We start from the raw sequence: 25,394 nt of genomic DNA, 5'->3' as shown, positions 1-25,394 counted from the left end.
CGTCCGCCGGACAGGGCAGCGGAAGAGTGCTCCTCGGGGCACGATCCCGTTCGGAGCCGAGTCCTCTCGATCGGAGCCGAGTCCTCTCGATCGGAGCCGATTCCTTTCGGTCGGAGCAGGGTCCCTTCGGTCGGAACAGGGTCCTTCCGTTCGGAGCCGGGTCCTCTGTCGTCCCGTCGTCGGTAGCGCCGTACCGCCGATGCCGGTGGCGGGCCGGGGCCTGCCGCGTCGTGTCGCCGCCGCCCGGAGACGTCGGCGTCGTCCTTCAGCCATTATCCGGCCGCTCCGTCCAAGGGCCGACTCCAGCGGCCGGCCCCCTATGCGTCCATGTGTGCTCCGGGGATGGGAATCGCACAGGTTCTCGGCCACAGTGGACGTGCTCGGCCGAGGAGAAGCCGTGGCGGGGGAGGTGGACCGATGACGCAGCCCGGTCTGTTCGAGCGGGAAGCCGTCGTGGTGGAGCAGCCGAGGCGTTCCTGGTGGCGCAGATACACGGGCCCCGACCTGACCGTGTCCTCACTGGACGGGATCCCGCTCGCCCTGGTCACGCACATCGACGACACGCTCTCCGTCCTCACCGAGGTCTCCGGGGAGTACGTCGTCCGTATCGACAGGCGCTCGCGGTCGGGACTGCTGGAGCAGTTCGCGCCGACGCGGTTCCACTTCGTCGACGCGGCAGGCCGGGAGGTCGGAACCGCCGGTGCCCGTGGGCTGGTCAAGACCCGACAGTTGAGCCTGCGGACGGAGCAGGGGCGCCGGCTCTTCCTCACCCGGCTGGGAAATCTGGGCCTCCAATGGCATCTCACGGAGACGGAGACGGATGAGGGTCCGGCGGCGGGGATTCTCGGCCGGGTCACGGTGAGCACCGTCGACAGATGGTTCGGGCTGCAGCGGTACGTGGTCGAAACGGACCCTGGCCTGGACGTCTCCGAACGGCGGACCGTCGTCGCCTCGGTCGTCTGTCTGCACCTGCTCCGCCGGCCACCGGGCGGCAACGGGCCCGCTTGAGGCGCAGGCGGAGGCGGAGACAGAGGCGTAGACAGAGGCGAAAGGGTCGCTGTGTGTGCTTGACCGATCACCCGGCGGGCTCGGGGCGCCTGCCTCGCTCCCCTCAAGAGCGTTGCGGGGCAGGGCGATTGGGTTTTCGGTCCGGGCTGGACTGTCCAAGGGCGTGCGCATGCGCCAAAAGCTGCGATGTGGGGCCCGGTTCCGGTGGACATGCCCGACAGGGCGTCGGAGCATGGAGGAGAGGGACAGCACACCGGTTCACCTGTGACCGCGTGGCCGACGTGCCCTGGACGCATGCGGTGGTGGCCTCCGAGCCCCTGGGCAGTGTGCTCGGGCGCATCCGGGTTCGTACGTATCCCGGTTCGTACGTATCCCGGTTCGTACGTATCCCGGTTCGTCCGCATTCCGGGTCGTCCGCATTCCGGGTCGTACGTATCCCGGTTCGTACGCATTCACCTCGCCCCCGGGGCCGCCACCGCATCCGGCGTGCCCCTTCCCGTTCTGGGAGGAATGAACGATGATCCGCACCCGCCGTCTCGCGCTGCTCGCCCCGATGGTCCTGTCGGCACTGGCCCTCGGGCCGGCCGTCACCGCTCACGGAGCGACAGGGCAGGCACCTGCCCCTGCCCCGGCAAAGGCCAGGTGTCTGCTCACGCAGGACACCGCCAACTCGAAGCCGGACAAGCCGAGGTTCACCCTCTCCGCATCCGGTTTCCGGTCCAAGACGGTGTCGTTCTTCGGCGGCAACGGCGGTGGCGCGGCGACGACCACGAACGGGTCCTTCACCGTCAACAACCTCGGGGCAGGCCGCTACCTGACCGTCGGCAACATGGACGGCAGGGTGAACTGCGGCCGCACGCCCAAGGTCCCGAACGATCAGCAGGACGCCAAGGCCCAGTACAAGCAGGGGTTCATCGACGGCTTCAACGCGATCAAGCAGAGCTGTAGCGGGCCGATGCTGAGGAGCCTCACCGCGGTGAACCCGAACTACGCGGAAGGCTTCAAGGACGGAGCCGCACTGGCTGCCGACAAGTTCTGCGACTAGGAACATGACCTGGCAGTCTCGGGCATACGCGGACACGTCGGGAGTGTGAGGCGGCCTCGTCGGCCGTGGCCCGGTCGGGCCGCGGCCGGCTTCCCGTGCGCCCGCATCCCTGTGAACCCGTACGTGGGGTGCCGTGTTGGTGTCGCGGCGGCCACGGATTGGTTGCGACCGGGACTTCTCGCTGTAAGCCCTTTCCCTCGCGGGCAGCATGACGGTCCATGAGTGATGGGCGGCTGAGGGACGGCAGGGACCGGTACGTCGACTTCCTGCGGGCGTGGGCCATTCTCCTTGTCGTGGGCGGCCATTGGCTGATCACGGCGCTCGTCCGCGAGCCGGGCGGGGAGATCCGTGCGCCCGAGTTGCTGGCCACCGTCCCCTGGACGCAGTGGCTGACCCTGCTGTTCCAGATCATGCCGCTCTTCTTCCTGGCCGGAGGGTACGCGGCGAGCGGCTCCTGGGGGCGGGCCCGGACGGCGGGCGGGACCGTCGGGGGGTGGGTACGGCAGCGGGTGTTGCGGCTGTTGCTGCCGGCCGCCGTCTACAGCGCGATGGTGTTGTGCGCCCTGGGTGTCTGCGAGGCCGTCGGGGTGGACCGGGGCACGCTCGCGCTCGTGGGGTGGGCGATGGCCATGCAGTTCTGGTTCCTTCCGGTGTATCTGCTGCTCAGCGCCCTCACCCCGGCGCTGCACGCGGCGCATCGGCGGTGGGGACTGCTCGTGCCCGTGGGACTGGGGGCGTCGGCTGTGGTGGCCGACGTGCTGGCGGCCGGGCTTCACGTGCCGGTGGTCGGGCTGTTGGACTATCTGCTGGTGTGGGGTGTGGCGTACCAGCTCGGGTTCTGCTGGCGGGACGAGGGGACGGGCGGGGCGCGAAGCGCGGTGCGGGGTGGCCTGTCGGACGGGCGTCGCGGGGTACCGGCGGTCATGGCCGTCTGCGGCACGCTGGCGTTCGTCGCGCTGGTCCGGTTCGGACCGTTCCCGGTCAGTCTGATCCTGGTGACCGGGCAGACGCCCAACAACACCGACCCTCCGTCGGTGGCGATGCTCGCCTGGGCGGTCGCCCAGGTCGGGTGGTGCCTGCTCGCGGCGCCCGCGGTACGGCGGGTGCTGGAGCGCGAGCGGGTGTGGCGGGTGGTGCGGCCCCTGGGTGCTGTCGGGATGACGCTGTATCTCTGGCACATGCTGCCGGTGCTGGTCGCCGCCGCGGCCTTCTATCTGACCGGGATCGCGCCCCAGCCCGCGATCGGGTCGGTGGCGTGGTGGGGGTGGCGGGTGCCCTGGCTGCTGGTGCTCGGGGTGGTGCTGGTGGGGGTGGTGTGGGCGTTGCGGCCGCTGGATCGGGGGCTGGGTCGGGGGCTGGTGACACTCCGCGCTCGGGCCACCACCTCGTACGGCGGTCCCGGCGGAAGTCCGGGCGGCGGTCCCGGCGGAAGTCCAGGCGGAAGTCCCGGCGGTGGTCCGGGAGGAAGTCCAGGCGGCGGCTCCGGCGGCGGCTCGCGTGGGACGGCCTGGCTGCTGTGGCCCGGCCTCGGTGCCGCTGTCGCCGCCCTGGGTTACTTCGCCGGGCATGGCTTCGCGTACGACGGACGGTTCCCGGTGCTGCCCGCGCTGGGACTGGCGGCGGGGGTGGCGCTGGTGACGGCGGCCGGCGGGGCGGAGCCGCAGCGGGGACATGGAAAGGAACGGGAGCCGGACGGCGGGATCCCGATGGGTGCCCGGGGTGCGGCGGGTACGGCGGGTGCGCCGGATCCACAGGGTGCCGTGGACGGAGCTCCCGGCGCGGGACGGGCTCCGACCGGCTGACCGCGCGGCGGGGGCCAGTGCCGCTGGGCGAGAACCTCGGGGCGAAGCTCACGATCGAGCACGTCATGCCCCAGAGCTGGCGCGACAACTGGCCGGCGCCTGCGGACGATCCGTCCGACGGTGCCGACCGCGACGAGCTGGTGCACACCCTCGGCAACCTGACCCTGGTCACCGCGAAGCCGAACCCCGCTCTGGGCAACATGGCCTGGCCGGACAAGAGCCGGTGGCTGAGCGAGCACAGCCTGATGCGCCTCACCCACGGCACGCTGCTCAACCCGCCCCCGGGTACGGACATCGACGACTGGAGGTCCGCCTGGGACGAGGAGCGGATCAGGGCCCGGGGCAGCCACCTCGCGCGGCTGGCCTGCCGTATCTCTGAACCCTGAGCCCTGAGCTCGGCGTCCGGCGGGTCCGGGAAGCGTCAGGCCGTACGTTTGCGGGCTGTCGTCTTCCTGGACGCCGACTTCCCGGCGGTCGCCTTGTCGGCCGACGCCTTGTCGGCCGCCTTCGCAGCGGTCTTGGCGGTCGACTTCCCACTCGATCCCGCGGTCGACTTCCCGCTCGATCCCGCGGTCGATTTCGATGTCGTCCTGGCGGCGGTGGACTTGGCTGCCGCCTTCTTCGCCGGCTGGGCCGACTTGGATGTCGACTTCCTTGCCGGGGCAGAGGTTCCGGACGCCTTCTTCGATGCCGCCGTCGACTTCTTCCCCCCGGTCTCCTTGGGCTGGGACCGTGCCGTCCTGCGGGCTGTCGGAAGCTGTCTGACCTCCGCGTCCGCCGTCTCCTCCGTCTCGCCCCCGGTCTCCCCGGTCCTCGACTCCCGGGCCGCGCGCACGCTCTTCTCCAGTGCCGCCATCAGGTCGAGGACCTTGCCGCCCGTCGCCGGCTCCGGGGATTCCGGTGGCGCCTCCCCGGCCGCCTTCGCCGCGATGACCTGTTCCAGAGCCTCGCGGTACTCGTCGTGCAGGTCCGCCATGTCGACCTCGCCGAGGGTGTCCATGAGGGCGTCCGCCAGGTCGAGCTCCTTGTCGTTGACGGTGACCGCGGTCTCCGGAGCGACGCCTTCCGGGGCGCGTACCTCGTCGGGCCAGAGCAGGCCGTGCATGGCGATGGCGTCCTCGACCACGCGCAGCATGCCCAGGCGCTCACGGCCCCGCAGCGCGAACTTGGCGATGGCCACCTTGTTGCTGCGTTTGAGCGCCTCGCGCAGCAGGGTGTACGGCTTGGCGGCCGGGGCTCCGCTCGCCGCGAGGTAGTACGCGCTTTCGAGGTGAAGGGGATCGATCCGGTCCGCCGGGACGAAGGCCACGATCTCGATCGTCCGCGCGGTGGGGATCGGCAGGCGGGACAGGTCGTCGTCGGTGATCGGGATGATCGTGCCGTCGGTGTCCTCGTACCCCTTGCCGATCTCCGCCGAGGCGACCTCACGGTCCTCCAGCTCGCAGATCTTGCGGTACCGGATGCGGCCGCCGTCCTCGATGTGGAACTGACGGAAGGAGATCGAATGGCTCTCGGTGGCGTTCACCAGCTTGATGGGGATGCTCACCAGGCCGAACGAGATGGCTCCGTTCCAGATGGATCGCACGCGCCACGCCCTTTCGATCACTTCTGTCTCGACGATCGGTCCTGTATCGACGACGGGTCCTGTTTCGGCGACCGGTTCTTCTTCGACTTCGATTTGGCATGGTCTGTCATGAGATGCCAGGTCTCCATGGGATTCTCATCGTATGACGCCAATCACAGAGGTGGAGGGGCGGCGGCTCGCGCTCAGCAATCTCGACAAGGTGCTGTATCCGGCGTCCGGGTTCACCAAGGGCGAGGTGCTGCACTACTACGCGACGATCGCCGACGTCCTGTTGCCCCATCTGCGTGACCGGCCGGTCTCCTTCCTGCGGTACCCGGACGGGCCCGACGGGCAGGTCTTCTTCACCAAGAACGTGCCGCCGGGTACGCCCGAGTGGGTCACCACCGCCGAGGTGCCCAGGTCGGAGGGGCCCGCCCGGATGGTGCTCGTGCAGGACCTGGCCAGCCTGATGTGGGCCGCCAACCTCGTCACGGAGTTCCACACGCCGCAGTGGGTCGTCCAGGAGGCCGAGGCCGCCGACCGGATCGTCTTCGATCTCGATCCTGGCCCGCCGGCCACCGTCGTGGAGTGCTGCGAAGTCGCGCTGTGGCTGCGGGAGCGGCTGGCCGCCGACGGGATCGAGGCGTGCGCGAAGACCTCCGGGTCGAAGGGGCTGCACCTGGTGGCGGGGGTGCGGGGGGCGTCGTCCGGGCGGGTGTCGGAGTACGCCAAGGAGCTCGCCGTCGAAGCGGAGCGGGCGATGCCGCAGTTGGTCGTCCACCGGATGACGCGGAGCCTGCGGCCCGGGAAGGTGTTCGTCGACTGGAGCCAGAACGCGGCGCGGAAGACGACGGCGGCTCCTTACACGCTGCGGGCGCGGGCGGAGCCACTGGCTTCGGCGCCCGTGACATGGGGCGAGGTCGAGGGGTGCGAGGCGCCGGCGCAGCTGACGTTCCGGGCGCCGGACATCGCGCCTCGCGTGCAGGACCACGGTGATCTGCTGGCCCCCGTGCTGGATGCGGAGCGGGCGGGTCCGCTGCCGTGACCTCCCCGTCCGCTGCCGTGACCTCCCCGTCCGCTGCCGTGACCGCCCAGTCCGCTGCCGTGACCGCCGCGTCCGCTGCCTTGACCTCCCGGTCCGTGCTGACTACCCCGTCCGCTGCCCGACCCCCCGGTCCGTTCTGACCTGGGGCCCCTGGAACCCCCTCAGACCCGCGCCCATGTGCGCCGGTCCCGTGCCATCGCGTGCAGGGCCTCCACGTCCGCCGGTTTCAGCACCCCGCCCAGGCGGGCCAGGTTCGCGACTTCGGGGTCCGTCAGGACACGGACCTCGCGGGGCGTGGTGGTGAAGCGCAGGCCGGCCGGACCCACCAGGGCCAGTACCGGGCGGACCTCGGCGGTCAGTGCGTAGGACGCCCGGTCGGCGTCGGCGCGCAGGCGGCGCAGCAGGGGCTGCGGCTCGCGCCGGCCCAGCGCGACCATGGGGTCGGCGACGAGCACCCGCTGCTTGCGGGCGTGCACCGCGTGGACCACGAACAGGCCCGCGGGGCCGATGGTCAGGTGGTGGACCCGGTCGCCGCCGGGCAGCGGGACGGAGTGCAGGGTGCGCCAGCCCGCGCCGTCGAGGTCGTCCAGGATGTCGCCGATCGTCTGTTCCGCCTCCAGCTCGCGGCGGCGCGGGTCCGGGCGCAGCCGGTGGGAGACGGCCGGGCTCCGGTCGAGGGCGATCAGCAGGGCCTCGCCCGGGCGGTTGGGGGCGAGGTCGTCGTCCGGGGGCAGGGAGAGCCGGGCCAGTTCGGCGGGGGTGGGCACCGGGGGCGGGCCCATCGCGACGGGCCCGGTCAGGAAGGGCGCGAGGACATGGAGCACGTCGTCCCTGCGGTCCTCGCTGAGCAGGTTGACCCGGGCCGCCTCGCGGTCGTACCAGGCGATGTTCCGGCCGTCGGGGAGACGGACGTACAGCTGTTCCCGGCCGTGTCGCCAGATCGGTACGACGCGCAGTCCGCTCATGCACCATCACCCCTCGACCATGGGAACAGGCGGGGTGCTCCAGGGGCAAGAACCCGGATACCTTTGAGGGAGTTGGCCTGGCGGTCGGGAGGGCACTGTTGCGGACTCGCGGCAAGCAACCCGGTGTGCCCGCGCCGCAGAACCCGTGGAGCGAGATCGTACCGGGGCTGTGGATGGGCGGGCACGAGTTCCGGAACCGTTCCGGGCACCTGGAACTCGCGGTCGTACGGGACGAGTTCGACCTCGTGCAGACGCTGCTGCGGCTGCCGGGGCACGGTCCCGACGCCGGGGTCGAGCACCATGTGTGGCCCATCCCGGACGGCCCTCTGGACGGGACGCAGCTCGCGGGCGTGATGCGGCTGGCGCAGGCCGCGAGCGAGGCGCTGGACCAGGGGCGCAGGGTCCTCGTCCGCTGCTACCACGGCTACAACCGCTCGGGGCTCGTCGTGGCGCACGCGCTGGTCCGCCGGGGACACTCGGCCGACGAGGCGATACGGCTGATACGTTCCCGGCGCTCGCCCTGGGCGCTGCACAACGAACTGTTCGTCGCGTATCTGCGAGCCGGGCTGCCGACGGCCCGCCTGCTGGAGGACCTCGCCGAGTGAGCACCTCGCGGACGGACCGCAGCGCCGGCGGAGCAGCGCGGGCTCGCTCGGGCCACCGGCCGCGCAAGATGAATTTTCATATGAATAAGGTGTACGCGGCCTCGCCGTCATCAGCCGCAGGAGTGCCGTGCGCCTCAGCCGACCCACCCGTACCGCCCTCGCCGTCCTGGCCGTCGCTCTGTCGGCGACCACGACGGCCTGTGGCGACGCCGGCGGGCTGCGTGCTGCCGGGGCGACCCCGACCGCGAACAGCCCGGCCCGGCTCTGGCCGGATCTGCCGCCGGCCTCGTCGCCCGCGTTCGACTTCGACGAGGCGGAGACGAAGACCGTGAAGGGCGTCGCCGTGCCGGGTGACGACATCCGCAGGGTGGATCCGGTGGCGGTCGTACGGGCGGAGATCACGTCCGACTCCGGCGACTACGCGGGCGCCGGGGCGCGCTACCACGGGACGGCGAGCGCGCTGGCCGACTGCGTCGAGGGCAGGCAGAAGGCGACCTGGGCACAGCCGAAGGGCTGCCCCGTGCTCCAGCCGTACTACCGGGACCTGACCGGCGACGGGCACGACGACCTGACGCTGGGCTTCCGGCTGCTGCCCGGCGAGCTGACCGCCGTACGCGTCTACACCGTCGAGAAGCACCGTCTGGTGCAGGTGATGTCGTACGAGGACGCACTGAGCGCGGTCGAGCTGGCGGGACGGTCCGTGATCGTCCGTTCGCCGTCGGAGGTCGCCGGGTACGAGTACCGCCTCCAGTGGACCTGGGACGCGCAGCAGAAGGCGATGCTGCTGACCCACGACGAGATGCTGCGCACCGGCGGGAGGTCGCCGTCCCCCCGGCACTCCTCGGCCTCGCGGTCCGCCCGGCCGTCGTCCGCCGCGCCGTCCGCCACCCCGCCGGCCTCGCCGTCCACCACCCGCTCCGCCGCCCTGTCGTCGAGTACGCCATGAGTGTGCTGAGCTCGGTGCGGCTTCCGCAGTGGGCCGGGACCCTGGCGGTGAAGGCCGCGGTGTTCATCATCGTGATGTGCTGCGCGCTCGCCGCGCTGCTCGGCGTCCTGGTGCACGTCCAGGTGACGGACCAGACCGTCGGCCAGGCCCGTGAGCTCGCGCTGTCCCGGCTGACGGACGCGACACAGGCGTACGAGGCCGGGGACTCGCTGCTGCCGGGCGCCGCCGTCGACCCCGAGGGGCTGCCCGCGCCGCTGCGGGCGCTGGCGGCGCACGGGGAGCGCGGCACGATGGTCGCCGATCACCGTGGCCGTCCGTCGATGTGGGCGGCGGGGCCCGCCGACGGCGGCCGGGCGCTGGCCGTCGAGGTCGACTACGCCCAGCAGGCGCGCACCATCGAGGGCCTGGACCGGGCGATCCTGTGGTCGTCGGGGCTGGCGATCGGGGCGACGGTGCTGGTGGGGGCGTTCGCGGTGACGCGGGTGGCACGGCGGCTGCATGCCACGGCGCGGGTGGCCCGCCGGATCAGCGCGGGCGACCTGGACGCGCGGGTGGACGACCCCCGGGTGAAGGACCTGACGCGTCCCCAGGACGAGGTGGCCGCGGTCGCCGTCGCGCTGGACACCATGGCGTCGTCGTTGCAGAGCAAGCTGCTGAGCGAGCAGCGGTTCACCGCGGACGTGGCGCACGAGCTGCGCACCCCGCTGACGGGGCTGCACGCGGCGGCCGAGCTGCTGCCCCCCGGACGGCCTACGGAGCTGGTGCGCGACCGGGTGGCGGCGCTGCGCACGCTCACCGAGGACCTGCTGGAGATCTCGCGGCTGGACACCGGGCGCGAGCGACTGGAGGCGGACACCGAGGACCTGGGCGCGCTGGCGGAGCGGGTGGTGCGCGGCTCCGGCACGGTCACGGAGGTCAGGATCGTGCGGGACGCGCGTGTGGAGACCGACCGGCGGCGGCTGGAGCGGGTGCTGGGCAACCTCGTGGCGAACGGGCACCGGCACGGGCGGACGCCGGTAGTGCTGATCGTGGACGGGCCGGTCGTCACCGTGCGGGACCACGGCGACGGCTATCCGGAGTACCTCGTGGCCCATGGGCCCCAGCGGTTCCGTACGGAGGGCGGGGCGAAGGGGCACGGCCTCGGCCTGACCATCGCTCTGGGCCAGTCCGAGGTGCTGGGTGCCCGGCTGGAGTTCACCAACGCCCCGGACGGCGGGGCGCTCGCCCGGCTGACCCTTCCCTGGGCACCGGCACCGGCACCGGCACCGGAGGGCACCGGCCAGGACTGAGCGGACCGGTCAGGACCGGGCGGACCGGCCAGGACCGCATGGGCCCCGGACCGGACGGACCGGGCGGACCAGGCGCATCAGGCAGACCGGCCAGGACGAGGCGGACCGATCAGGACCGGGCTGACCGGTTCGGGGCTCCGAGAGGTCACGCTCATGCGCGCTCCCCGATGGCGCATCGTGACGGGCGCCGACGACACGCCGCTCCTAGTGTGGCGATCAGCGAGTTTCGCGCCTTTTCCCCGCCCTCTCACGGAGGTACCCGGATGTCCGTGCGCCGCGCCCTCGTCCATCCCGCCCTCGTCCGCCCCGCCACGGTCCCCGCAGTCGGCACCCGGGCCGCGGGCCCGGCCCGCCGCATCGGCGACACCGGGTCCGCAGCACGCTGGTGCTGACTCCAGACAAGCCGGGAATCACGTTGCACATAGATATGTTCCGGGCATGACTTCGGCCGGAACAGCGACCGCCGCGCCCACCCGGGACCCCGCCCGCATGGTGCGCCTCCCCCGGCGCCGCGGCATCGAGCTGACCCTCATCGTCGTCGCCGTACTGCTGTCCGTGTACGGCTACTGCGCCGTCGGCCTGGCCCGCAACGGCGCCGTCCCGCCCGGGGCCGCGGGGTACGGCGCCGGACTCGGCGTGCTCGCCCTGCTGGCGCATGTGGCGGTGCGGCTGCGGGCGCCGTACGCCGATCCCCTGCTCCTGCCGATCGGCGTGCTGCTCAACGGGCTGGGGCTGGTGCTGATCTACCGGCTCGACCTGGAGACCCCGGGTGACCGGGCCGCGCCGACCCAGCTGGTGTGGTCGACGCTCGGCGTGGCGCTGTTCATCGCGGTCGCCTTGCTCCTGCGCGACCACCGCGTGCTCCAGCGGTACGCCTACGTCTGTGTCGTCGCCGCTCTCGCCCTGCTCACGCTCCCGATCTTCTTCCCGGCCGTCAACGGCGCCCGCATCTGGATCCGGATCGCCGGATTCTCCATCCAGCCGAGCGAGTTCGCGAAGGTGCTGCTGGCGGTGTTCTTCGCCGCGTACCTGGCCGACAACCGCAACGCCCTCGCCTACACGGGCCGTCCGGTGTGGCGGTTCCGCAGGATCCAGCTGCCCACCGGGCGGGTGCTCGGCCCGATCCTGGCCATCTGGCTGCTGAGCGTGGGCGTGCTGGTCCTGGAGCGCGATCTCGGGACCTCGCTGCTGTTCTTCGGCCTGTTCGTCGTCCTGCTGTACGTCGCCACCGGCCGTACCGGCTGGATCGCGGTCGGTCTGCTGCTCGCGTCGCTCGGCGCGGTCGCCGTCGGCCGGCTGGAGCCGCACGTGCACGGCAGGATCGAGGACTGGCTGGACCCGTTCGCGACGATCGAGGCGGGCCAGGGGCCGAACCAGCTGGCGCAGTCCCTGTTCGCCTTCGCGGCCGGCGGGGTGCTCGGTTCGGGCCTGGGCCTCGGGCACTCCATACTGATCGGCTTCGCGGCCAAGTCGGACTTCATCCTGGCCACGGCGGGCGAGGAGCTGGGCCTGGTGGGACTCTCCGCGATCTTCCTCCTCTACGGACTCCTGGTGGAGCGCGGCTACCGGGCCGGGCTCGCCCTGCGCGAGCCGTTCGGGCGGCTGCTCGCGGTCGGCCTGGCCTCGATCGTGGCGCTCCAGGTGTTCGTCATCGCGGGCGGGGTGACCGGCCTGATACCGCTGACCGGCATGGCGATGCCGTTCCTGGCGCAGGGTGGCTCGTCGGTGGTGACCAACTGGGCGATCGTGGCGCTGCTGATCCGGATCAGCGACTCGGCCCGCAGCCAGTACGACGGCCAGGTGGCGCCATGACCAGGTACATCCGGCACGCTGCCGTCTTCTGCGTGCTGCTGCTGGCCGCGCTGCTCGTCAACGCCCTGCGCGTCCAGGTCTTCCAGGCCGGTCCCTACGACGGCAGCACGGCCAACCGCCGTGCCACGATCGCCCGTTACGGACAGCCGCGCGGTGACATCCTGGTCGGCGGCAAGCCGGTCACCGGCTCCCGGGACACCAGGGAGCAGCTCCGCTACGAACGCACGTACAGCGACGGCCCGTTGTACGCGTCCGTCACCGGCTTCGCCTCCCAGGAGTACGGCACGACACTGCTGGAGCACGCCGAGGACGGGGTGCTGGCGGGCACCGACCCGCTGCTCGCGCCGTTCCCGCTGTGGAGCGACCTGACCCGCGGCCTGCCGCCCGGTGGCAAGGTCGTCACCACCATCGACCCGGCGGCACAGCGGGCGGCGTACGCGGGACTGGCCGGGCGCAAGGGCGCGGTGGCGGCGATCGAGCCGTCGACCGGGCGGATCCTGGCACTGGTCTCCGCACCCTCGTACGACCCGGCGGAGCTGTCGGGCAACCGGCAGGCGACGAAGGCGGCCTGGGAGCGGCTGAACCGCGACCCGGACAAGCCGATGCTCAACCGGGCGGTGCGCCAGACGTATCCGCCGGGTTCGACCTTCAAGGTGGTCACCGCGGCGGCGGCGCTGGACGCGGGCGTGGTCACCGACATGGACGCGTCGACCGACTCCCCCGACCCGTACACCCTGCCCGGGACGCGGACGTGGCTGACGAACGAGGGCGACGGCTGCCAGGACGCCCCGCTGCGGGAGGCCTTCAAGTGGTCGTGCAACACGGTCTTCGCGAAACTCGGGGTGGACGTGGGGGCGCGCGACATGGTGGCGACCGCGCAGGCCTTCGGCTTCAACGACACCGGGCTGCGGGTCCCGTTCTCGGCGGCGACCAGCACCTTCGACACCAGCGTGGACCGGGCGCAGCTCGCGCTGTCGTCGATCGGCCAGTACAACACGCGGGCCACGCCGCTCCAGATGGCGATGGTCGCGGCGGCGGTGGCGAACGGGGGGCTGCTGCGGCCGCCGTATCTGGTGGAGCGGACCACCAGCCGCGGCGGCGGCACGGTGGCGTCGGCGGGTTCGCGCCCGGCACGGCAGGTGATGCAGCCGTCGACCGCGGTACGGATGCGGGAGCTGATGACCGACGTGGTCGAGGACGGCACGGGTACGAACGCGGCGATCCCCGGCGCGACGGTCGGGGGAAAGACCGGCACCGCGCAGCACGGCCTCGGCAACTCCGGTGTCCCGTATGCCTGGTTCGTGTCGTGGGCGCAGGGCGATCGGGATCTGGAGCCGAAGGTCGCGGTGGCGGTGGTGGTGGAGGACGCGTCGGCGAACCGCGGGGAGATCAGCGGGGGCGGGGACGCGGCACCGATCGCGCGGGAGGTCATGCGCGCGGTGCTGTCCGGGTGAGCGGAGTCGGTGAGCGGAGTCGGGATGGGCGGTGTTCGGTGGGTGAGACGGGGGTACTGGCCCGGTACAGGTCCGTCCTACCTTTCGCTCATGACTGAAGCCGCCCGTAACACCGTGTACGAACTCGCCCAGGTCAACATCGCCCGCCTCAAATTCCCGCTGGACTCCCCCGAGTTGAAGGACTTCGCCGACGCCCTCGACCCGGTGAACGCCGTCGCCGACGCAGCCGGCGGGTTCGTCTGGCGACTGGCGAGCGACTCGGGGAACGCGACGGACATCCCGTTCTTCGGGGACGACTGGCTGATCGTCAACATGTCCGTGTGGCGTGACACCGACGCACTGACCGCCTTCATGTACCAGGGGCAGCACCGGGAGCTGCTGGCCCGGCGCCGCGAGTGGTTCGAGCGGGTCGAGGAGGCCATGACGACCCTGTGGTGGGTCCCGTCGGGCCACCGGCCGACCGTCGCGGAGGCGGAGGACCGGCTGCGGCACCTGCGGGCGCACGGGGAGACGCCGTACGCGTTCACCCTGCGGACGACGTTCCCTCCACAGGCGGCGGCACCGCTGCCGGAGCCGGAGGCGGAGCCGGCGGAGCGGGCCCGCACGTAGACACGGAGTCAACAAGTACTGCGCAAGGGATTGACGACCTTGCTGACAGGCAGTCTCATAAGTTCGGTAGACGTGACTCCGGGCAACGAGGTGGGACAGCCATGACGACCCTGACGGAAGCCGACGCGCTCGAGGGTGTGCGCGATGCGCTCGGGCTCCTCAAGGACCGCGAGCAGGTGGCCGAACGCCTGCTCGCGTCGTCCGCCAAGCACTCCTTCGACCCGGACCGGGAACTGGACTGGGACGCGCCCTTCGAGGAGGGCAAGTGGTACTGGCCGCCGGAGCTGCTGTCGCTGTACGACACCCCGCTGTGGAAGCGGATGGGCGAGGAACAGCGGATCCTGCTCTCGCAGCACGAGGCGGCCGCGCTGGCCTCGCTCGGCATCTGGTTCGAGATCATCCTCATGCAGCTGCTGGTCCGGCACATCTACGACAAGGCGGCGACGAGCGCGCACGTGCGGTACGCGCTGACCGAGATCGAGGACGAGTGCCGGCACTCGAAGATGTTCGCCCGGCTGATCGAGCGCGGCGACGCGCCCTGGTACCCGGTCAGCCGGGGGCATCAGCAGCTCGGACGGGTGTTCAAGACGATCTCCACCACACCCGGATCGTTCACGGCGACGCTGCTGGGCGAGGAGGTCCTCGACTGGATGCAGCGGCTGACCTTCCCCGACGAGCGGGTGCAGCCGCTGGTCCGGGGCGTGACGCGGATCCACGTGGTGGAGGAGGCGCGGCACGTGCGGTACGCCCGCGAGGAGCTGCGCCGGCAGATGGTGACCGCGCCGAAGTGGTCCCAGGAGTTCACCCGGGTCACCTCCGGTGAGTTCGCCCGGGTGTTCTCGGTCGCCTTCGTCAATCCCGAGGTCTACACGAATGTGGGGCTCGACAAGCGGGAGGCGATCGCCCAGGTGAAGGCCAGCGGGCACCGACGGGAGATCATGCAGACGGGGGCGAAGCGGCTGACGGACTTCCTCGACGACATCGGGGTGCTGCGGGGCGTGGGACGCCGGCTGTGGAAGTCCTCGGGGCTGCTGGCGTAACGGACGGCCGGCCCGGTGGCCGGTGGCCGGTCCCTGGACGTCGGGGACCGGTGGCCGGGCCGGGAACCGGTGGCCGGGCCGGGCAGCGATTACCCTGCCGGTCATGACCCCCTCAGCGCCCACCCCCGCCTACCGCCGCCTGAGCGTCGAGGAGCGTCGCAGCCAGCTGCTCGACTCCGCCCTGTCCCTCTTCGCGCACCGGGCACCGGAGGAGGTGTCGCTGGACGACGTGGCGGAGGCGGCCGGGGTCTCGCGCCCGCTGGTGTACCGGTACTTCCCGGGCGGCAAACAGCAGCTCTACGAGGCCGCCCTCAGGTCCGCCGCGGACGAGCTGCAACTCTGCTTCGACGAGCCCCGGCAGGGCCCGCTGCTGCCCCGGCTGTCCCGTGCCCTGGACCGCTATCTCACCTTCGTCGACCAGCACGACGCCGGGTTCAGCGCGCTGCTCCAGGGCGGGAGCGTGGTGGAGACGTCCCGTACCACCGCCATCGTGGACGGGGTGCGCCGGGCCGCCGCCGAGCACATCCTCAGCCACCTCGGCGTCGGCGACCCCGGACCCCGGCTGCGGATGACCGTCCGGATGTGGATCACCGCGGTGGAGGCGGCCTCGCTCATCTGGCTCGACGAGAACAAGGAGCCGCCCGCCGACGAGCTGCGGGACTGGCTCGTGGAGCAGTTCGTCGCCGTACTGGCGGTCACCGCCCGGCGGGACCCGCAGACCGAGGCGCTCGTGTCAGCCGTCCTCGGGGCGGATGGCTGACACTGGTGCCGTGAAGAGCCAAGACACCCCCTTCGAGGGCGGCCCCATGGACGGGCGCGTCCTGCCCGTGCTGCTCGGGCCCACCGGGCATCCGCCGAAGACGTACCGCATCCCCGTGCCGGACGCGGCCGGCGGCGCGCCCACCGTGCTGGTGTACCGGCGCGCGCCCCGGGGGCAGGGCAAGCTGCTCGGGCTGCACCAGGGGTGGAAGTACACGTTCGACCCGGAGGGGAAGAAGAGCGGCCGGCCGAAGTGGCCCTGGTCCAAGCCGGACACCGCCCAGGACACCCGGCCGGACACCACCCCGGACGCCTAGGACCTGCGGCTCGCGCGCCGGGCGGGACACTCCACTCCGCCGTGCGCGCCCGCGGCCGTACGCCCGCCCGGCGGCGATCCACACACCACGCCGGACGGCAAGCCGGACGACCCGTACGGGTGACCTCGTTGCGCCGGTCCGCGCATACTCCGTACCGGAAACACGCAGAGTTATCTGATCATCACGGTACGGAAGCGGGCGGATCGGCCGCCTGCCCCGCGCCGGAGGTGATGAGGTGTCAGGAAGGTTTCTGCGCTTGGCCTGTACGGCGGCGGTCGCCGCCCAGCTCGCCCTCGTACCCCAGTCCGCGGCGGCCCTCCCCGGCCCCGGGACAGCCACCGCAGGCACTGGGGCCACCGCCGTAGGTCCCGGAACGACAGCCGCGGGCCCCGGGGCGACCACCGTAGGTCCCGGGACGGCCACCACAAGTCCCGGTGCGGCCACCGCGGCGCCCGGGACGGCCGCCGCAAGCCCCGGGACAGCCACCGCAAGTCCCGGGGCCGCCACCGCAAGTCCCGAGAAGCGTTCCGTCGCCGAGCTGCTGACGGACCTTCAGCAGCTCTACCTTGCGACGGAGAAGGCCACCGAGACCTACAACGCCACCGAGGAGCAGCTGAAGAAGCAGCGCACCCGGGCCGACCGGCTGGACGCCGAGCTGGACCGGGTGCGGCTGTCGCTGGACGAGAGCAGGGACGAGGCGGCACGGCTGGCCCGTCAGCAGTACCAGGGCAGCGCCGGCATCTCCCCGTACCTGCGCCTGCTGCTCGCCCGCGACCCGCAGCACGCGCTCGACGAGGGCCATGTGCTCGCACGGCTGGCCCGCGAGCAGACGCGGACCGTGGGGCGGCTGACCGGGAACGAGCACAGAAGCCGTGAGCTGGCCCGCAAGGCCCGTACCGCCTTCTACACCCAGCGCACCCTCACCGAACGGCGCAAGAAGGAGCGCGACGACGTGCACGACCGGCTCGCGGCCGTCGAGCAACTGCTCGCCTCGCTCAGCGCCGAACAGCTGTCCTCGCTGGCCGAGTTCGAGCGGACCGGGATCGCGAAGGCGCAGGACGAACTGATCACCTCCGGCGCGCTCGGCACCGGCGTCGAGCGGAAGCCGACGCCGGCGGGCGAGGAGGCGGTGCGCTATGCCGTGCGGCAGCTCGGGAAGCCGTACGAGTGGGGCGCGGAGGGTCCGAAGTCGTACGACTGCTCGGGGCTGACCTCGCGCGCCTGGCAGGACGCCGGGACGGTGATTCCGCGCACCAGCCAGGAGCAGTGGGCGCGGCTGCCCCGGATCCCGCTCACCGAGCTGCGCCCCGGCGACCTCGTGGTCTACTTCCCCGAGGCGACCCATGTGGCGATGTATCTCGGCCACGGCATGGTGGTCCAGGCGCCCCGCCCCGGCGCGCGGGTGAAGGTCTCCCCGCTGGCCGCCAACCCGGTGCTGGGCGCCGTACGGCCCGATCCCGCGGGCAGGCCGCTGGTGAGCTACACACCACCGGAACTCCCCGACCACGCCCTCGACGGCACGAACGACGGATACGCCCCGGCAACGGCCCCGCAGCCCTCGGCCTCGCAGCCGGCCGCACCCCGGCCGTCCACCGCGCAGCTGGCCGCAGGACCGCCGGCCGCAGCACCGCCGGTCGCACCCCGGCCATCCGTCTCACAGCCGCCCGCGCCGCAGCCGTCCGTCCCGTAGGCGGCCGAGCGCGGCCGCCCGGGGAGGTGTCGCACAGGTGCGGGTCCCCGACAGCACGTCGGGGACCCGCGGCCGGTGCGTCCGCCGGTCAGGCCCCGGCCACCGAGGCGAGGTATGCGCCCGTCTTCTCCGGGTCGTAGAAGAAGTTCTCGAAGTCGGCCGGGTTGTCGAAGCCGTTGGCGAAGCGGTCGGCGACCGGCTGGAGCTGGCCGGCGGCGCCGATGAGGTTCAGGATGTGCTCCGGCGGCGGGGCGAGCATCGCGTTGGTCCACTTGGTGACGTGCTGGGCGGTGTTCCAGTAGCGGTCGAAGGCCGACTGCATCCACGTCTCGTCGAACGGCTTGTCCTCGTGTTCGAGGATCGCGGCGAGGTACGCGGCCGCGCACTTGGACGCCGAGTTGGAGCCCTGGCCGGTGATCGGGTCGTTGGCGACCACCACGTCGGCCACGCCCAGGACCAGACCGCCGCCGGGGAGGCGGCCGATGGGGTTGCGGACGGTCGGGGCGTACCGGCCGGCGAGCGTGCCGCCCGCGTCGGTGAGCTCGGCCTTGGTGGCCCGCGCGTACTCCCAGGGCGTGAACTTCTCCATCAGCGCCAGGGTCAGGGCGAGGTGCTCGGCCGGGTCCTTGACGTCGGCGAAGGCGTCGAGCGGACCGCCGGGGATGCCCTCCCAGAACAGGATGTCCGCGCGGCCGGAGGTGGTCAGCGTCGGCATGACGAACAGCTCGCCGACGCCGGGGACCAGGTTGCAGCGGACCGCGTCGAACTCCGGGTGCTCCGGGCGCGGGCCCAGGCCGTGGACGTACGACACGGCGAGGGCGCGCTGCGGCGCGCTGTAGGGGGAGCGGGAGGCGTCCCGGCCGAACATCGAGACCAGTTCGCCCTTGCCCGCCGAGACGAGCACGAGGTCGTAGGCGCGGGAGAAGTAGTCGAGGTCGCCGACCGCCACGCCGTGGATGACCAGCTGGCCGCCGCGCTGGACGAACGTCTCCATCCAGCCGGCCATCTTCACCCGCTGGTCGACCGACTGGGCGTAGCCGTCCAGCTTGCCCACCCAGTCGATCGCCCGCTGCGACGGGCCCGGGTCGAACGAGCCGGGGGCCGCGACCGAGACGCCGAGGCCCTCGATCTTCGGGGCCTGCGACTCCCAGAAGTTCAGCTGGAGGTCGCGCTCGTGCTGCAGTGCCGTGTGGAACATGCACTGGGTGGACATGACCCGGCCGGAACGGATCTCGTCCGCGGTCCGGTTGGACATCAGGGTGACCTCGTACCCGTGCGACTGGAGTCCGAGGGCGAGCTGGAGACCGGACTGGCCGGCTCCGACGACGAGTATCTTCCGCATGCGAGTGGTGGCTCCTCTATCACGACTGCTCAGGACTCGGGACGCACGGAACCGGTGTCGGTGCCGTTCGATACTGCGCACAGCGACCGGACGGCCGGACCGTCGGGGGCCGGCCGTCGGGCCGCGAAGAACTGCTCGGGACCGGTCCGGGACCAGTCCGGGACTGTCCGGACCGCTCGGGGCTACTCGGGGGTCTCTTCGAGTGCGTGGCCCACCAGCGCCAGCAGGGTCTCGATCACCGACACCCGGCGGCGCGCGTCCATGATCAGCACGGGGATGTGCTCGGGGACCGTCAACGCCTCCCGGACGTCCTCCGGTTCAAAGCTCTCCGTGTCGTCGAAGTGGTTGACCGCGACGACGTACGGCAGCCCGCAGCTCTCGAAGTAGTCCAGCGCCGGGAAGCAGTCCTTCAGGCGGCGGGTGTCGGCCAGCACGACCGCGCCGATCGCGCCCCGCACCAGGTCGTCCCACATGAACCAGAACCGCTGCTGGCCCGGCGTGCCGAACAGGTAGAGCACCAGGTCGTCGTCGAGCGTGATGCGGCCGAAGTCCATGGCCACGGTGGTGGTCAGCTTGCCGGGCGTGCCGGTGAGGTCGTCGGTCTCCTCGCTCGCCTCGGTCATCAGCGCCTCCGTCTGGAGGGGCGTGATCTCCGAGACGGCGGTGACCAGCGTGGTCTTGCCGACCCCGAACCCGCCCGCGATCACGATCTTCGTCGCGATCGGGGCGCGGGTCCGGTCCGTCTGCCAGGGCTGCGACGGTTCGTCGGGCTCGGCGAACGAGGTGACGCCCGAGGCGGCGGCGTCAGAGACGACGGAGTCCACTCAGCACCCTTTCCAGCAGAGCGCGGTCAGGCCGGCCGACGCCGTGACCGGTTCCGGTTCCGTACACACGGATCTTTCCCTGGTCCGCGAGGTCGCTCAGCAGGACCCGGACCACACCGAGCGGCATGCTCAGCAGTGCGGCGATCTCGGCCACCGTACGCATCCGGCGGCACAGTTCGACGATGGCCAGCATCTCCGGCATGACCCGGGCGCTGAGGGGGCCCGCCCCGAGGCTCAGCGCGTGCGGGGTGCCGCTCGTCAGTTCCTTGCGCTCCTGCGGAGCCTCGATCGCGGCGGTGCTCGCCACGAACGTCTCGACGAGGAGGACATGTCCGAAGCGGGTACGGCCGCCGGTCAGCGAGTAGGGGCGTACGCGGGCGACCTTGCGGTCGCCGCCGCGGACCGGGAGATGCGGCCTGGAGTTACGGGGCGCGGTGCTCATCGGCCACTCCCCGTCGGCTCGCTCTCCAGGGATTTCCGCAACTCGCTGCGGAGTTCGGGGGTCAGGACGTGTCCGGCCCGGCCGACGAAGAGCGCCATGTGGTACGCCACCACGCTCATGTCGCACTCCGCGGCTCCGTGGACGCCGAGCAGCGAGCCGTCGCTGATCGACATCACGAACAGGCTGCCCTCCTCCATGGCGATCATGGAGTGCTTGACCGTGCCGAAGTCCATCAGCTTGGCGGCGCCGACGGTGAGGCTGCCGATGCCGGAGACGATGGTGGCGAGGTCGGCGGAGGAGCCGCGTGGCCCCTTGGGCCTGTCGTCGAAGGCCTCGCGGGCCTCGGCGTTGCGGCCGGGGTCGGAGGACAGCAACAGCAGGCCGTCGGAGGAGACCACCGCGACCGACTGGATGCCTGGCACCTCCTCCACGAGGTTCGTCAGCAGCCAGTGCAGGTTCCGGGCCTCACTGCTCAGGCCGAAGGTACTGGTCGCGGTCAACTGCGTGCCTCCTCGACTGTGCCCCCCGTGGCGTCATCGCCAACTGCGTTCCGTGCGGGTGTCGCTGGTGTCGCTGGTGCGGCCGGTGCTGCTGGTCGGGCAGGCGCTGCCGGTTCCGCGGGTTGCGCGGCCGCCGCGGTCGGGACCTCGTTGCGGCCCGTCTGCTCCGCGATCTCCGCCGCCACCTCGCGGTGGCCGGCCTCCGCCCCCCGGCGGAAGCCACCGAGGCGGCGACGCAGCGCCTCGGCGTCGACGGATCCGCTGCGCTGCCTCGGTCCCGAGACGGGTGCGGTGATCTTCGGGGTGCGCTTGGGCAGCCCCTTGCTGGTGACAGGCTCCTCGGTCTCGTCCGGGGTGCGCTGGTGGCTGTCGGGGCCGATGGCGTAGGGGTCGGCGGGCGGACCCGCGGCGGGCGCCGCCGGGACGGCGGGCGCCGCCGGGACGGCGGGCGCCGCCGGGACGGCGGGCGCCGCCGGGACGGCGGGCGCCGCCGGGACGGCGGGCGCGACGGGCGCGGGCCGCTCGGGTGCCGGTGCCGGCTCCGGCTCGGCCGCGGGAGCCGGGATGAACAGCTCCATCGTGGTCTCGGCGGGGGACTCGGCAGGCATGCCGGGTCGCGCCTGCGCGGGAGCCGGTACCTGCGCGGGAGCCGGTGCGGGCTCCTCCGCCGGGGCGGGCGACGCGTCGGCCTCCGGTGCGGCCGCCTCCGGTACGGCCGCCTCCGGTACGTCGGTGTCGGCGGCCGGGTCGGCGTCCGTGGCGGGTGCGACCGACGTCGGTACGCCCGCCTGCGGTACGCCCGCCTGCGGTGCGTCCGCCGCCGGTGCCTCGGCCTGCGGTGCGGCTGTCTGCGGTACGTCCGTCTGCGGTACGTCCGTCTCGTCGTCCGTGGAGGCTCGTACCGCCTGCTCCGCCAGGCTCACCAGCGGGTCGCGGCCGGCCGAACGGCCGCGCAGGACGTTGGAGTTGGCCTCCGCGTCGGCGCCCGGCAGCGCGTAGCCCTGCGCACCGCCGGCCGATGACCCGGCCGACGGGACGGCGGCCGCCGGGGCCGCGGCGAACAGGGTCTGCGGGAGGGCCACCACGGCCGCGATGCCGCCCTGCTTCTGCGCCCGCAGCTGCACGCGTACGTGGTGCCGGTGGGCCAGGCGGGCCACGACGTACAGGCCGAGCCCGAGACCGTCCGCGCCCTCCTGCTCGTAGGGGGAGGCCGGGTCGAAGTCGGCGAGCCGGGCGTTGAGGCGGGTCAGCCGCTCCTCGGTGGTGCCGATGCCCTCGTCCTGGACGGAGAGCATGACCTCGCCGTTCTCCAGGAGCCAGGCGGAGACCTCCACGGGCACGTCCGGCGGGGAGAACGAGGTGGCGTTCTCCATGAGTTCGGCCAGCAGGTGCGAGAGGTCGTCGGCCGCGAAGCCGGCGACGTGCGCGTTCGGCGGCACCGCGGCGATGCGGACGCGCTCGTAGCGTTCGATCTCGCTGACCGCCGCCCGTACGACGTCCACGAGCGGGACGGGCCCGGCGTGCTGCTGGACGTGTTCGGTGCCGGCCAGCACCAGGAGGTTCTCGCTGTGCCGGCGCATGACCGTGGCGAAGTGGTCGAGCTTGAAGAGGGTGGCCAGCCGGTCGGGGTCCTGCTCGCGCTCCTCCAGGCCCTCGATGACGGCCAGCTGCCGCTCGACGAGGCCGAGGGTGCGCAGCGCGAGGTTGACGAAGGAGCCGCCGATGCTGGTGCGCAGCCGCTCCAGCTGGGCGGCGGAGCCGGTGAGCTCGGAGCGCAGCTCCTCGCGGGCGTCGGCCATCTTCTGGCGCTGGCCGACGAGGTGCTTGCGGTCGGTCTCCAGGGTGGTGATGCGCTCCTGGAGGGCGACCGCGTGCGCGTGCAGGGCGTTGACGGACCGCACGACCTGGGCGAACTCGTCGTTGCGGCCGGTGAACTTGACGGGTTCCTCGGCGGCCGGCTCGGCCGCCCCCGCCAGCCGGGCCGAGCCGCGGCGCAGCACGGACAGCGGCCGGGTCAGGGAGCGTGCCATGCCGGTGGCGATACCGACGGCGACCAGCATCAGCACGCCGAGCGCGGCGACGCGGATCTCCAGCGCGGTGACGTCGTCGTCGCGCAGCAGGCCGAGGTCCTTGGTGCGGTGGTCGTAGAGCGAGGACTCCGCGCCGCGCATCAGCTCGATCCGGGCGGTGAGCGCCGCGTCGAGCTTCTTGATGCTGGTGTTGAGCTCGCTGTCGGACAGCTCCGGCCGGTCGGTGAGGCGGGCGAGGTACTTGTCGGCGCTGTCGACCTCGGGTCCGGTGACCGTCGAGTCGTAGGTGTCGACGGTGGCCTTCGGCGCGGTCTCGTGGAAGTCGGCGAGGGCCGCGTCGGAGCGCACCCGGGCCTGCTGGGCGGCGGCGGTGAGGGCGTCGCGCTGCTTGGTGTCGGCGCCGGAGGAGACCGGGACCGTGTCCGTCAGGCCGGTGGTGGGGTTGTAGACCGACTCGGTGCTGGTCGGCACGTTCAGCGCGGCCAGGAGCAGCCCGCGGGCCGCCGCGGCCTGCTGTACGGCGGAGTCGAGCTCGGCGAGGGCGTGGGCGCCGGAGCCCGCGCGGGTGGGCATCCGGTCGGCGAGGCGCTCGGCGAGACGGTGGAGTTCGGTGATGGCGGCGGAGTACGCCCCATGCGTTTCGAGAGCGCTGCTCTTGCCGGTGAGCGCCGCTCTGCGTACGGCCGCGACATCGTCGAGGTCCGCGCGCAGCGAGGCGGGCACGTCCGGATCGGCGCGCAGTTCCTCCACCAGCCGGTCGACCCGGGCGCTGCGGTCCTCGGCGGGCGCCTTGGACTTGGGCCGCCCGGCCGCGACGTAGGAGGTGATCTCGTCCCGTTCGTCGGCGAGCGAGTGGGCCAGCACCAGGGCGTCCTGGGTCTGGCCGGCCAGCGTCACCAGATCCTGGGAGTCCTTGAGCCGCCCCGAGGCGGCCAGCACCGTCGGGGCTCCGGCGGCGGCTATGGCCGCGGCCACGACGGCCACCGCGACGATCAGCCGGTTACGTACGTGGGTGGGACGGCCCTTGCCGACGGAGGAGCTCTGCGCGCCCCCTTCGGAGGCCGACTTCTTGTCTGCGCGCCGAGGCCGCGTCTTCTGCACCGGTGCTCGCATTCCTGACTCGTGTACCCATGGGTCCGGATGACGTTCCGTCAATCGGCTCGTACAACGTCCCCCGCATTCTCGGCTTCACCCGAACCGGGGGGGCACTCCTCAATCGGCTCCCGACCCTCCCAGTGCCGGTGGGCAGCGGCCCGGCATCACCTGACCCGCCACCCGAAGGAGTGAACATCGGAGGGGAGTTGGTGGGCAAGTTCCCCCGGCGCCCGCGACAGCGGTGGGCGGCGGGCCGGTTGGACGTGGGCGGCGGGCTTTGGCAGTATTCGCCGCCGCACCTTCCCGGAACGTGTCATTCCGCCGCAAATCAGGCGGCTGACCTGCACCGGTGCGCCGATCCGGCGGCCGATGCCCCCCTTTCGCGCAAGTTGTGAAGAGGTGGTGCAGACTGGCTGAATGCGTACGGAACTTGTCTCGGAGCCCGGTCAACCCGACCGCCCCAACGAGGACTTCGCGAGCATCGGACTACCCGCATCCGGGCAAGGTGGCGCACTCGTCGTCCTGGACGGCGTGACACCACCACGGAGCGCGACGGGCTGTCTGCATTCGGTCCCCTGGTACACGGCGCGCCTCGGGGGCGCCCTGACCGAAATGATCATTTCCCTCACCGATGTCCCGCTGACCGGGATTCTCGCCCGCGCCATCGCCCGTACCGCCTCGGCCCACGCGGACACCTGTGACCTTTCTCACCCGCGTACGCCGCAGGCAACCGTGGTCCTCGCCCGCTGGTCGCCGGAGGCGGTCGCGTACCTGGTGCTCTCCGACTCGGCGCTGCTGCTCCGGGCCCCCGACGGGACGGTCACCCCGGTGCTGGACGACCGCATCGCCCGGCTGCCGCGCGCCTCTCTGACCACCGACGCCGTGGTGGACGCGACCGTCCGCAACAAGGAGGGCGGCTTCTTCACCGCGGCGGCCGATCCGTCCGTGGCCGCCCGTGCCGTGACCGGCAGCGTGCCCCGCGCCCAGGTCGGGGCGCTCGCCGCGCTGACGGACGGCGCGACGCGCTGGGTGGAGAAGTTCCGGGAGGGCGACTGGGCGGACTGCCTCGCCCTCGTACGGAAGGAGGGGCCGGGGGCCCTGGTGGACCGGGTGCGGACGCTGGAGAGCGCGGACGTCGACCGCCGCTTCCTGGGCCGCAGCAAGACACACGACGACGCGACGGTCGTGTACGTGGAGTTCTAGACCGTCAC

24 protein-coding genes are annotated in these 25,394 nt (G+C 72.3%); 17 read left to right on the top strand and 7 right to left on the bottom strand.

Features of this window, described 5'->3' with window-relative positions; translation table 11 throughout:
- Nucleotides 1–417: 417 nt before the first annotated feature.
- The 4 genes from ACZ7OY_RS26860 to ACZ7OY_RS26845 all read left to right on the top strand — a co-directional run bounded on the left by ACZ7OY_RS26860 (nucleotide 418) and on the right by ACZ7OY_RS26845 (nucleotide 4,241).
- On the top strand, nucleotides 418–1,008 hold the full coding sequence (locus ACZ7OY_RS26860) for a hypothetical protein (RefSeq protein WP_471913718.1): 591 nt from the start codon (nucleotides 418–420) through the stop codon (nucleotides 1,006–1,008).
- A gap of 517 nt (nucleotides 1,009–1,525) precedes the next feature.
- Nucleotides 1,526–2,053 (top strand): hypothetical protein, encoded by a 528-nt coding sequence (locus ACZ7OY_RS26855; RefSeq protein ID WP_471913717.1) that lies wholly within the window; start codon nucleotides 1,526–1,528, stop codon nucleotides 2,051–2,053.
- 218 nt (nucleotides 2,054–2,271) lie between these two features.
- The gene (locus ACZ7OY_RS26850) at nucleotides 2,272–3,855 is read left to right on the top strand and encodes an acyltransferase family protein (RefSeq protein ID WP_471913716.1); all 1,584 of its coding nucleotides are present in this window, start codon (nucleotides 2,272–2,274) and stop codon (nucleotides 3,853–3,855) included.
- 17 nt (nucleotides 3,856–3,872) lie between these two features.
- Nucleotides 3,873–4,241: an HNH endonuclease family protein gene (locus ACZ7OY_RS26845; RefSeq protein ID WP_471913715.1), complete on the top strand. Its 369-nt coding sequence runs from the start codon at nucleotides 3,873–3,875 to the stop codon at nucleotides 4,239–4,241.
- A gap of 35 nt (nucleotides 4,242–4,276) precedes the next feature.
- Here the strand turns inward: ACZ7OY_RS26845 and ku are convergent, their stop codons facing one another.
- Entirely contained in the window at nucleotides 4,277–5,440 is a 1,164-nt protein-coding gene (gene ku, locus ACZ7OY_RS26840) for a non-homologous end joining protein Ku (protein WP_471913714.1), read from the bottom strand.
- A gap of 142 nt (nucleotides 5,441–5,582) precedes the next feature.
- On the opposite strand from ku, the gene ligD reads away from it, so the two are divergent.
- Nucleotides 5,583–6,464 (top strand): non-homologous end-joining DNA ligase, encoded by an 882-nt coding sequence (gene ligD / locus ACZ7OY_RS26835; protein ID WP_471913713.1) that lies wholly within the window; start codon nucleotides 5,583–5,585, stop codon nucleotides 6,462–6,464.
- Between the two features lie 161 nt (nucleotides 6,465–6,625).
- Here the strand turns inward: ligD and ACZ7OY_RS26830 are convergent, their stop codons facing one another.
- The gene (locus ACZ7OY_RS26830; protein WP_471913712.1) at nucleotides 6,626–7,429 is read right to left on the bottom strand and encodes an NERD domain-containing protein; all 804 of its coding nucleotides are present in this window, start codon (nucleotides 7,427–7,429) and stop codon (nucleotides 6,626–6,628) included.
- Between the two features lie 98 nt (nucleotides 7,430–7,527).
- Between ACZ7OY_RS26830 and ACZ7OY_RS26825 the strand changes: the two genes are divergently transcribed.
- The 11 genes from ACZ7OY_RS26825 to ACZ7OY_RS26775 all read left to right on the top strand — a co-directional run bounded on the left by ACZ7OY_RS26825 (nucleotide 7,528) and on the right by ACZ7OY_RS26775 (nucleotide 17,950).
- A complete protein-coding gene (locus tag ACZ7OY_RS26825; RefSeq protein ID WP_471913711.1) occupies nucleotides 7,528–8,034 on the top strand; it encodes a protein-tyrosine phosphatase family protein in 507 nt (168 codons plus the stop codon).
- Nucleotides 8,035–8,161: 127 nt separating this feature from the next.
- Nucleotides 8,162–8,980, top strand: a complete 819-nt coding sequence (locus tag ACZ7OY_RS26820; protein ID WP_471913710.1) for a hypothetical protein — start codon at nucleotides 8,162–8,164, stop codon at nucleotides 8,978–8,980.
- On the top strand, nucleotides 8,977–10,269 hold the full coding sequence (locus ACZ7OY_RS26815) for an ATP-binding protein (RefSeq protein ID WP_471913709.1): 1,293 nt from the start codon (nucleotides 8,977–8,979) through the stop codon (nucleotides 10,267–10,269). The genes ACZ7OY_RS26820 and ACZ7OY_RS26815 overlap by 4 nt, the downstream gene beginning before the upstream one ends.
- A gap of 263 nt (nucleotides 10,270–10,532) precedes the next feature.
- The gene (locus tag ACZ7OY_RS26810) at nucleotides 10,533–10,661 is read left to right on the top strand and encodes a hypothetical protein (protein ID WP_471913708.1); all 129 of its coding nucleotides are present in this window, start codon (nucleotides 10,533–10,535) and stop codon (nucleotides 10,659–10,661) included.
- A gap of 46 nt (nucleotides 10,662–10,707) precedes the next feature.
- Complete coding sequence (locus tag ACZ7OY_RS26805) at nucleotides 10,708–12,081, top strand: FtsW/RodA/SpoVE family cell cycle protein (protein ID WP_471913707.1); 1,374 nt, start codon at nucleotides 10,708–10,710, stop codon at nucleotides 12,079–12,081.
- Nucleotides 12,078–13,535 (top strand): penicillin-binding transpeptidase domain-containing protein, encoded by a 1,458-nt coding sequence (locus ACZ7OY_RS26800; protein ID WP_471913706.1) that lies wholly within the window; start codon nucleotides 12,078–12,080, stop codon nucleotides 13,533–13,535. Before ACZ7OY_RS26805 ends, ACZ7OY_RS26800 begins: the two co-directional genes overlap by 4 nt.
- Nucleotides 13,536–13,625: 90 nt before the next feature.
- Entirely contained in the window at nucleotides 13,626–14,144 is a 519-nt protein-coding gene (locus tag ACZ7OY_RS26795; RefSeq protein WP_471913705.1) for a DUF3291 domain-containing protein, read from the top strand.
- A 101-nt stretch (nucleotides 14,145–14,245) separates the two neighbouring features.
- Nucleotides 14,246–15,184: an AurF N-oxygenase family protein gene (locus ACZ7OY_RS26790; protein WP_471913704.1), complete on the top strand. Its 939-nt coding sequence runs from the start codon at nucleotides 14,246–14,248 to the stop codon at nucleotides 15,182–15,184.
- A 103-nt stretch (nucleotides 15,185–15,287) separates the two neighbouring features.
- Nucleotides 15,288–15,944, top strand: coding sequence for a TetR/AcrR family transcriptional regulator (locus ACZ7OY_RS26785; RefSeq protein WP_471913703.1), 657 nt, complete (start codon nucleotides 15,288–15,290; stop codon nucleotides 15,942–15,944).
- A complete protein-coding gene (locus ACZ7OY_RS26780) occupies nucleotides 15,937–16,260 on the top strand; it encodes a hypothetical protein (protein ID WP_471913702.1) in 324 nt (107 codons plus the stop codon). The genes ACZ7OY_RS26785 and ACZ7OY_RS26780 overlap by 8 nt, the downstream gene beginning before the upstream one ends.
- 235 nt (nucleotides 16,261–16,495) lie before the next feature.
- The gene (locus ACZ7OY_RS26775; RefSeq protein ID WP_471913701.1) at nucleotides 16,496–17,950 is read left to right on the top strand and encodes a C40 family peptidase; all 1,455 of its coding nucleotides are present in this window, start codon (nucleotides 16,496–16,498) and stop codon (nucleotides 17,948–17,950) included.
- Nucleotides 17,951–18,038: 88 nt separating this feature from the next.
- Here the strand turns inward: ACZ7OY_RS26775 and ACZ7OY_RS26770 are convergent, their stop codons facing one another.
- The 5 genes from ACZ7OY_RS26770 to ACZ7OY_RS26750 form a co-directional block, all read right to left on the bottom strand.
- On the bottom strand, nucleotides 18,039–19,292 hold the full coding sequence (locus tag ACZ7OY_RS26770; protein WP_471913700.1) for a styrene monooxygenase/indole monooxygenase family protein: 1,254 nt from the start codon (nucleotides 19,290–19,292) through the stop codon (nucleotides 18,039–18,041).
- A gap of 182 nt (nucleotides 19,293–19,474) precedes the next feature.
- A complete protein-coding gene (locus ACZ7OY_RS26765; RefSeq protein WP_471913699.1) occupies nucleotides 19,475–20,116 on the bottom strand; it encodes a GTP-binding protein in 642 nt (213 codons plus the stop codon).
- Nucleotides 20,097–20,558: a DUF742 domain-containing protein gene (locus tag ACZ7OY_RS26760; RefSeq protein ID WP_152893806.1), complete on the bottom strand. Its 462-nt coding sequence runs from the start codon at nucleotides 20,556–20,558 to the stop codon at nucleotides 20,097–20,099. Before ACZ7OY_RS26760 ends, ACZ7OY_RS26765 begins: the two co-directional genes overlap by 20 nt.
- Nucleotides 20,555–21,058, bottom strand: coding sequence for a roadblock/LC7 domain-containing protein (locus tag ACZ7OY_RS26755; RefSeq protein WP_384732142.1), 504 nt, complete (start codon nucleotides 21,056–21,058; stop codon nucleotides 20,555–20,557). The genes ACZ7OY_RS26760 and ACZ7OY_RS26755 overlap by 4 nt, the downstream gene beginning before the upstream one ends.
- Nucleotides 21,055–24,189 (bottom strand): sensor histidine kinase, encoded by a 3,135-nt coding sequence (locus tag ACZ7OY_RS26750; RefSeq protein ID WP_471913698.1) that lies wholly within the window; start codon nucleotides 24,187–24,189, stop codon nucleotides 21,055–21,057. The genes ACZ7OY_RS26755 and ACZ7OY_RS26750 overlap by 4 nt, the downstream gene beginning before the upstream one ends.
- 411 nt (nucleotides 24,190–24,600) lie before the next feature.
- Here ACZ7OY_RS26750 and ACZ7OY_RS26745 point away from each other — a divergent pair, with 411 nt between their 5' ends.
- Nucleotides 24,601–25,386: a protein phosphatase 2C domain-containing protein gene (locus ACZ7OY_RS26745; protein WP_471913697.1), complete on the top strand. Its 786-nt coding sequence runs from the start codon at nucleotides 24,601–24,603 to the stop codon at nucleotides 25,384–25,386.
- Nucleotides 25,387–25,394: the final 8 nt, after the last annotated feature.

The sequence above is a fragment of the Streptomyces sp. NPDC107559 genome (assembly GCF_055657365.1).
The sequence above is the reverse complement of the archived record's forward strand: the minus strand, read 5'-3'. Positions and strand labels throughout refer to the sequence as shown.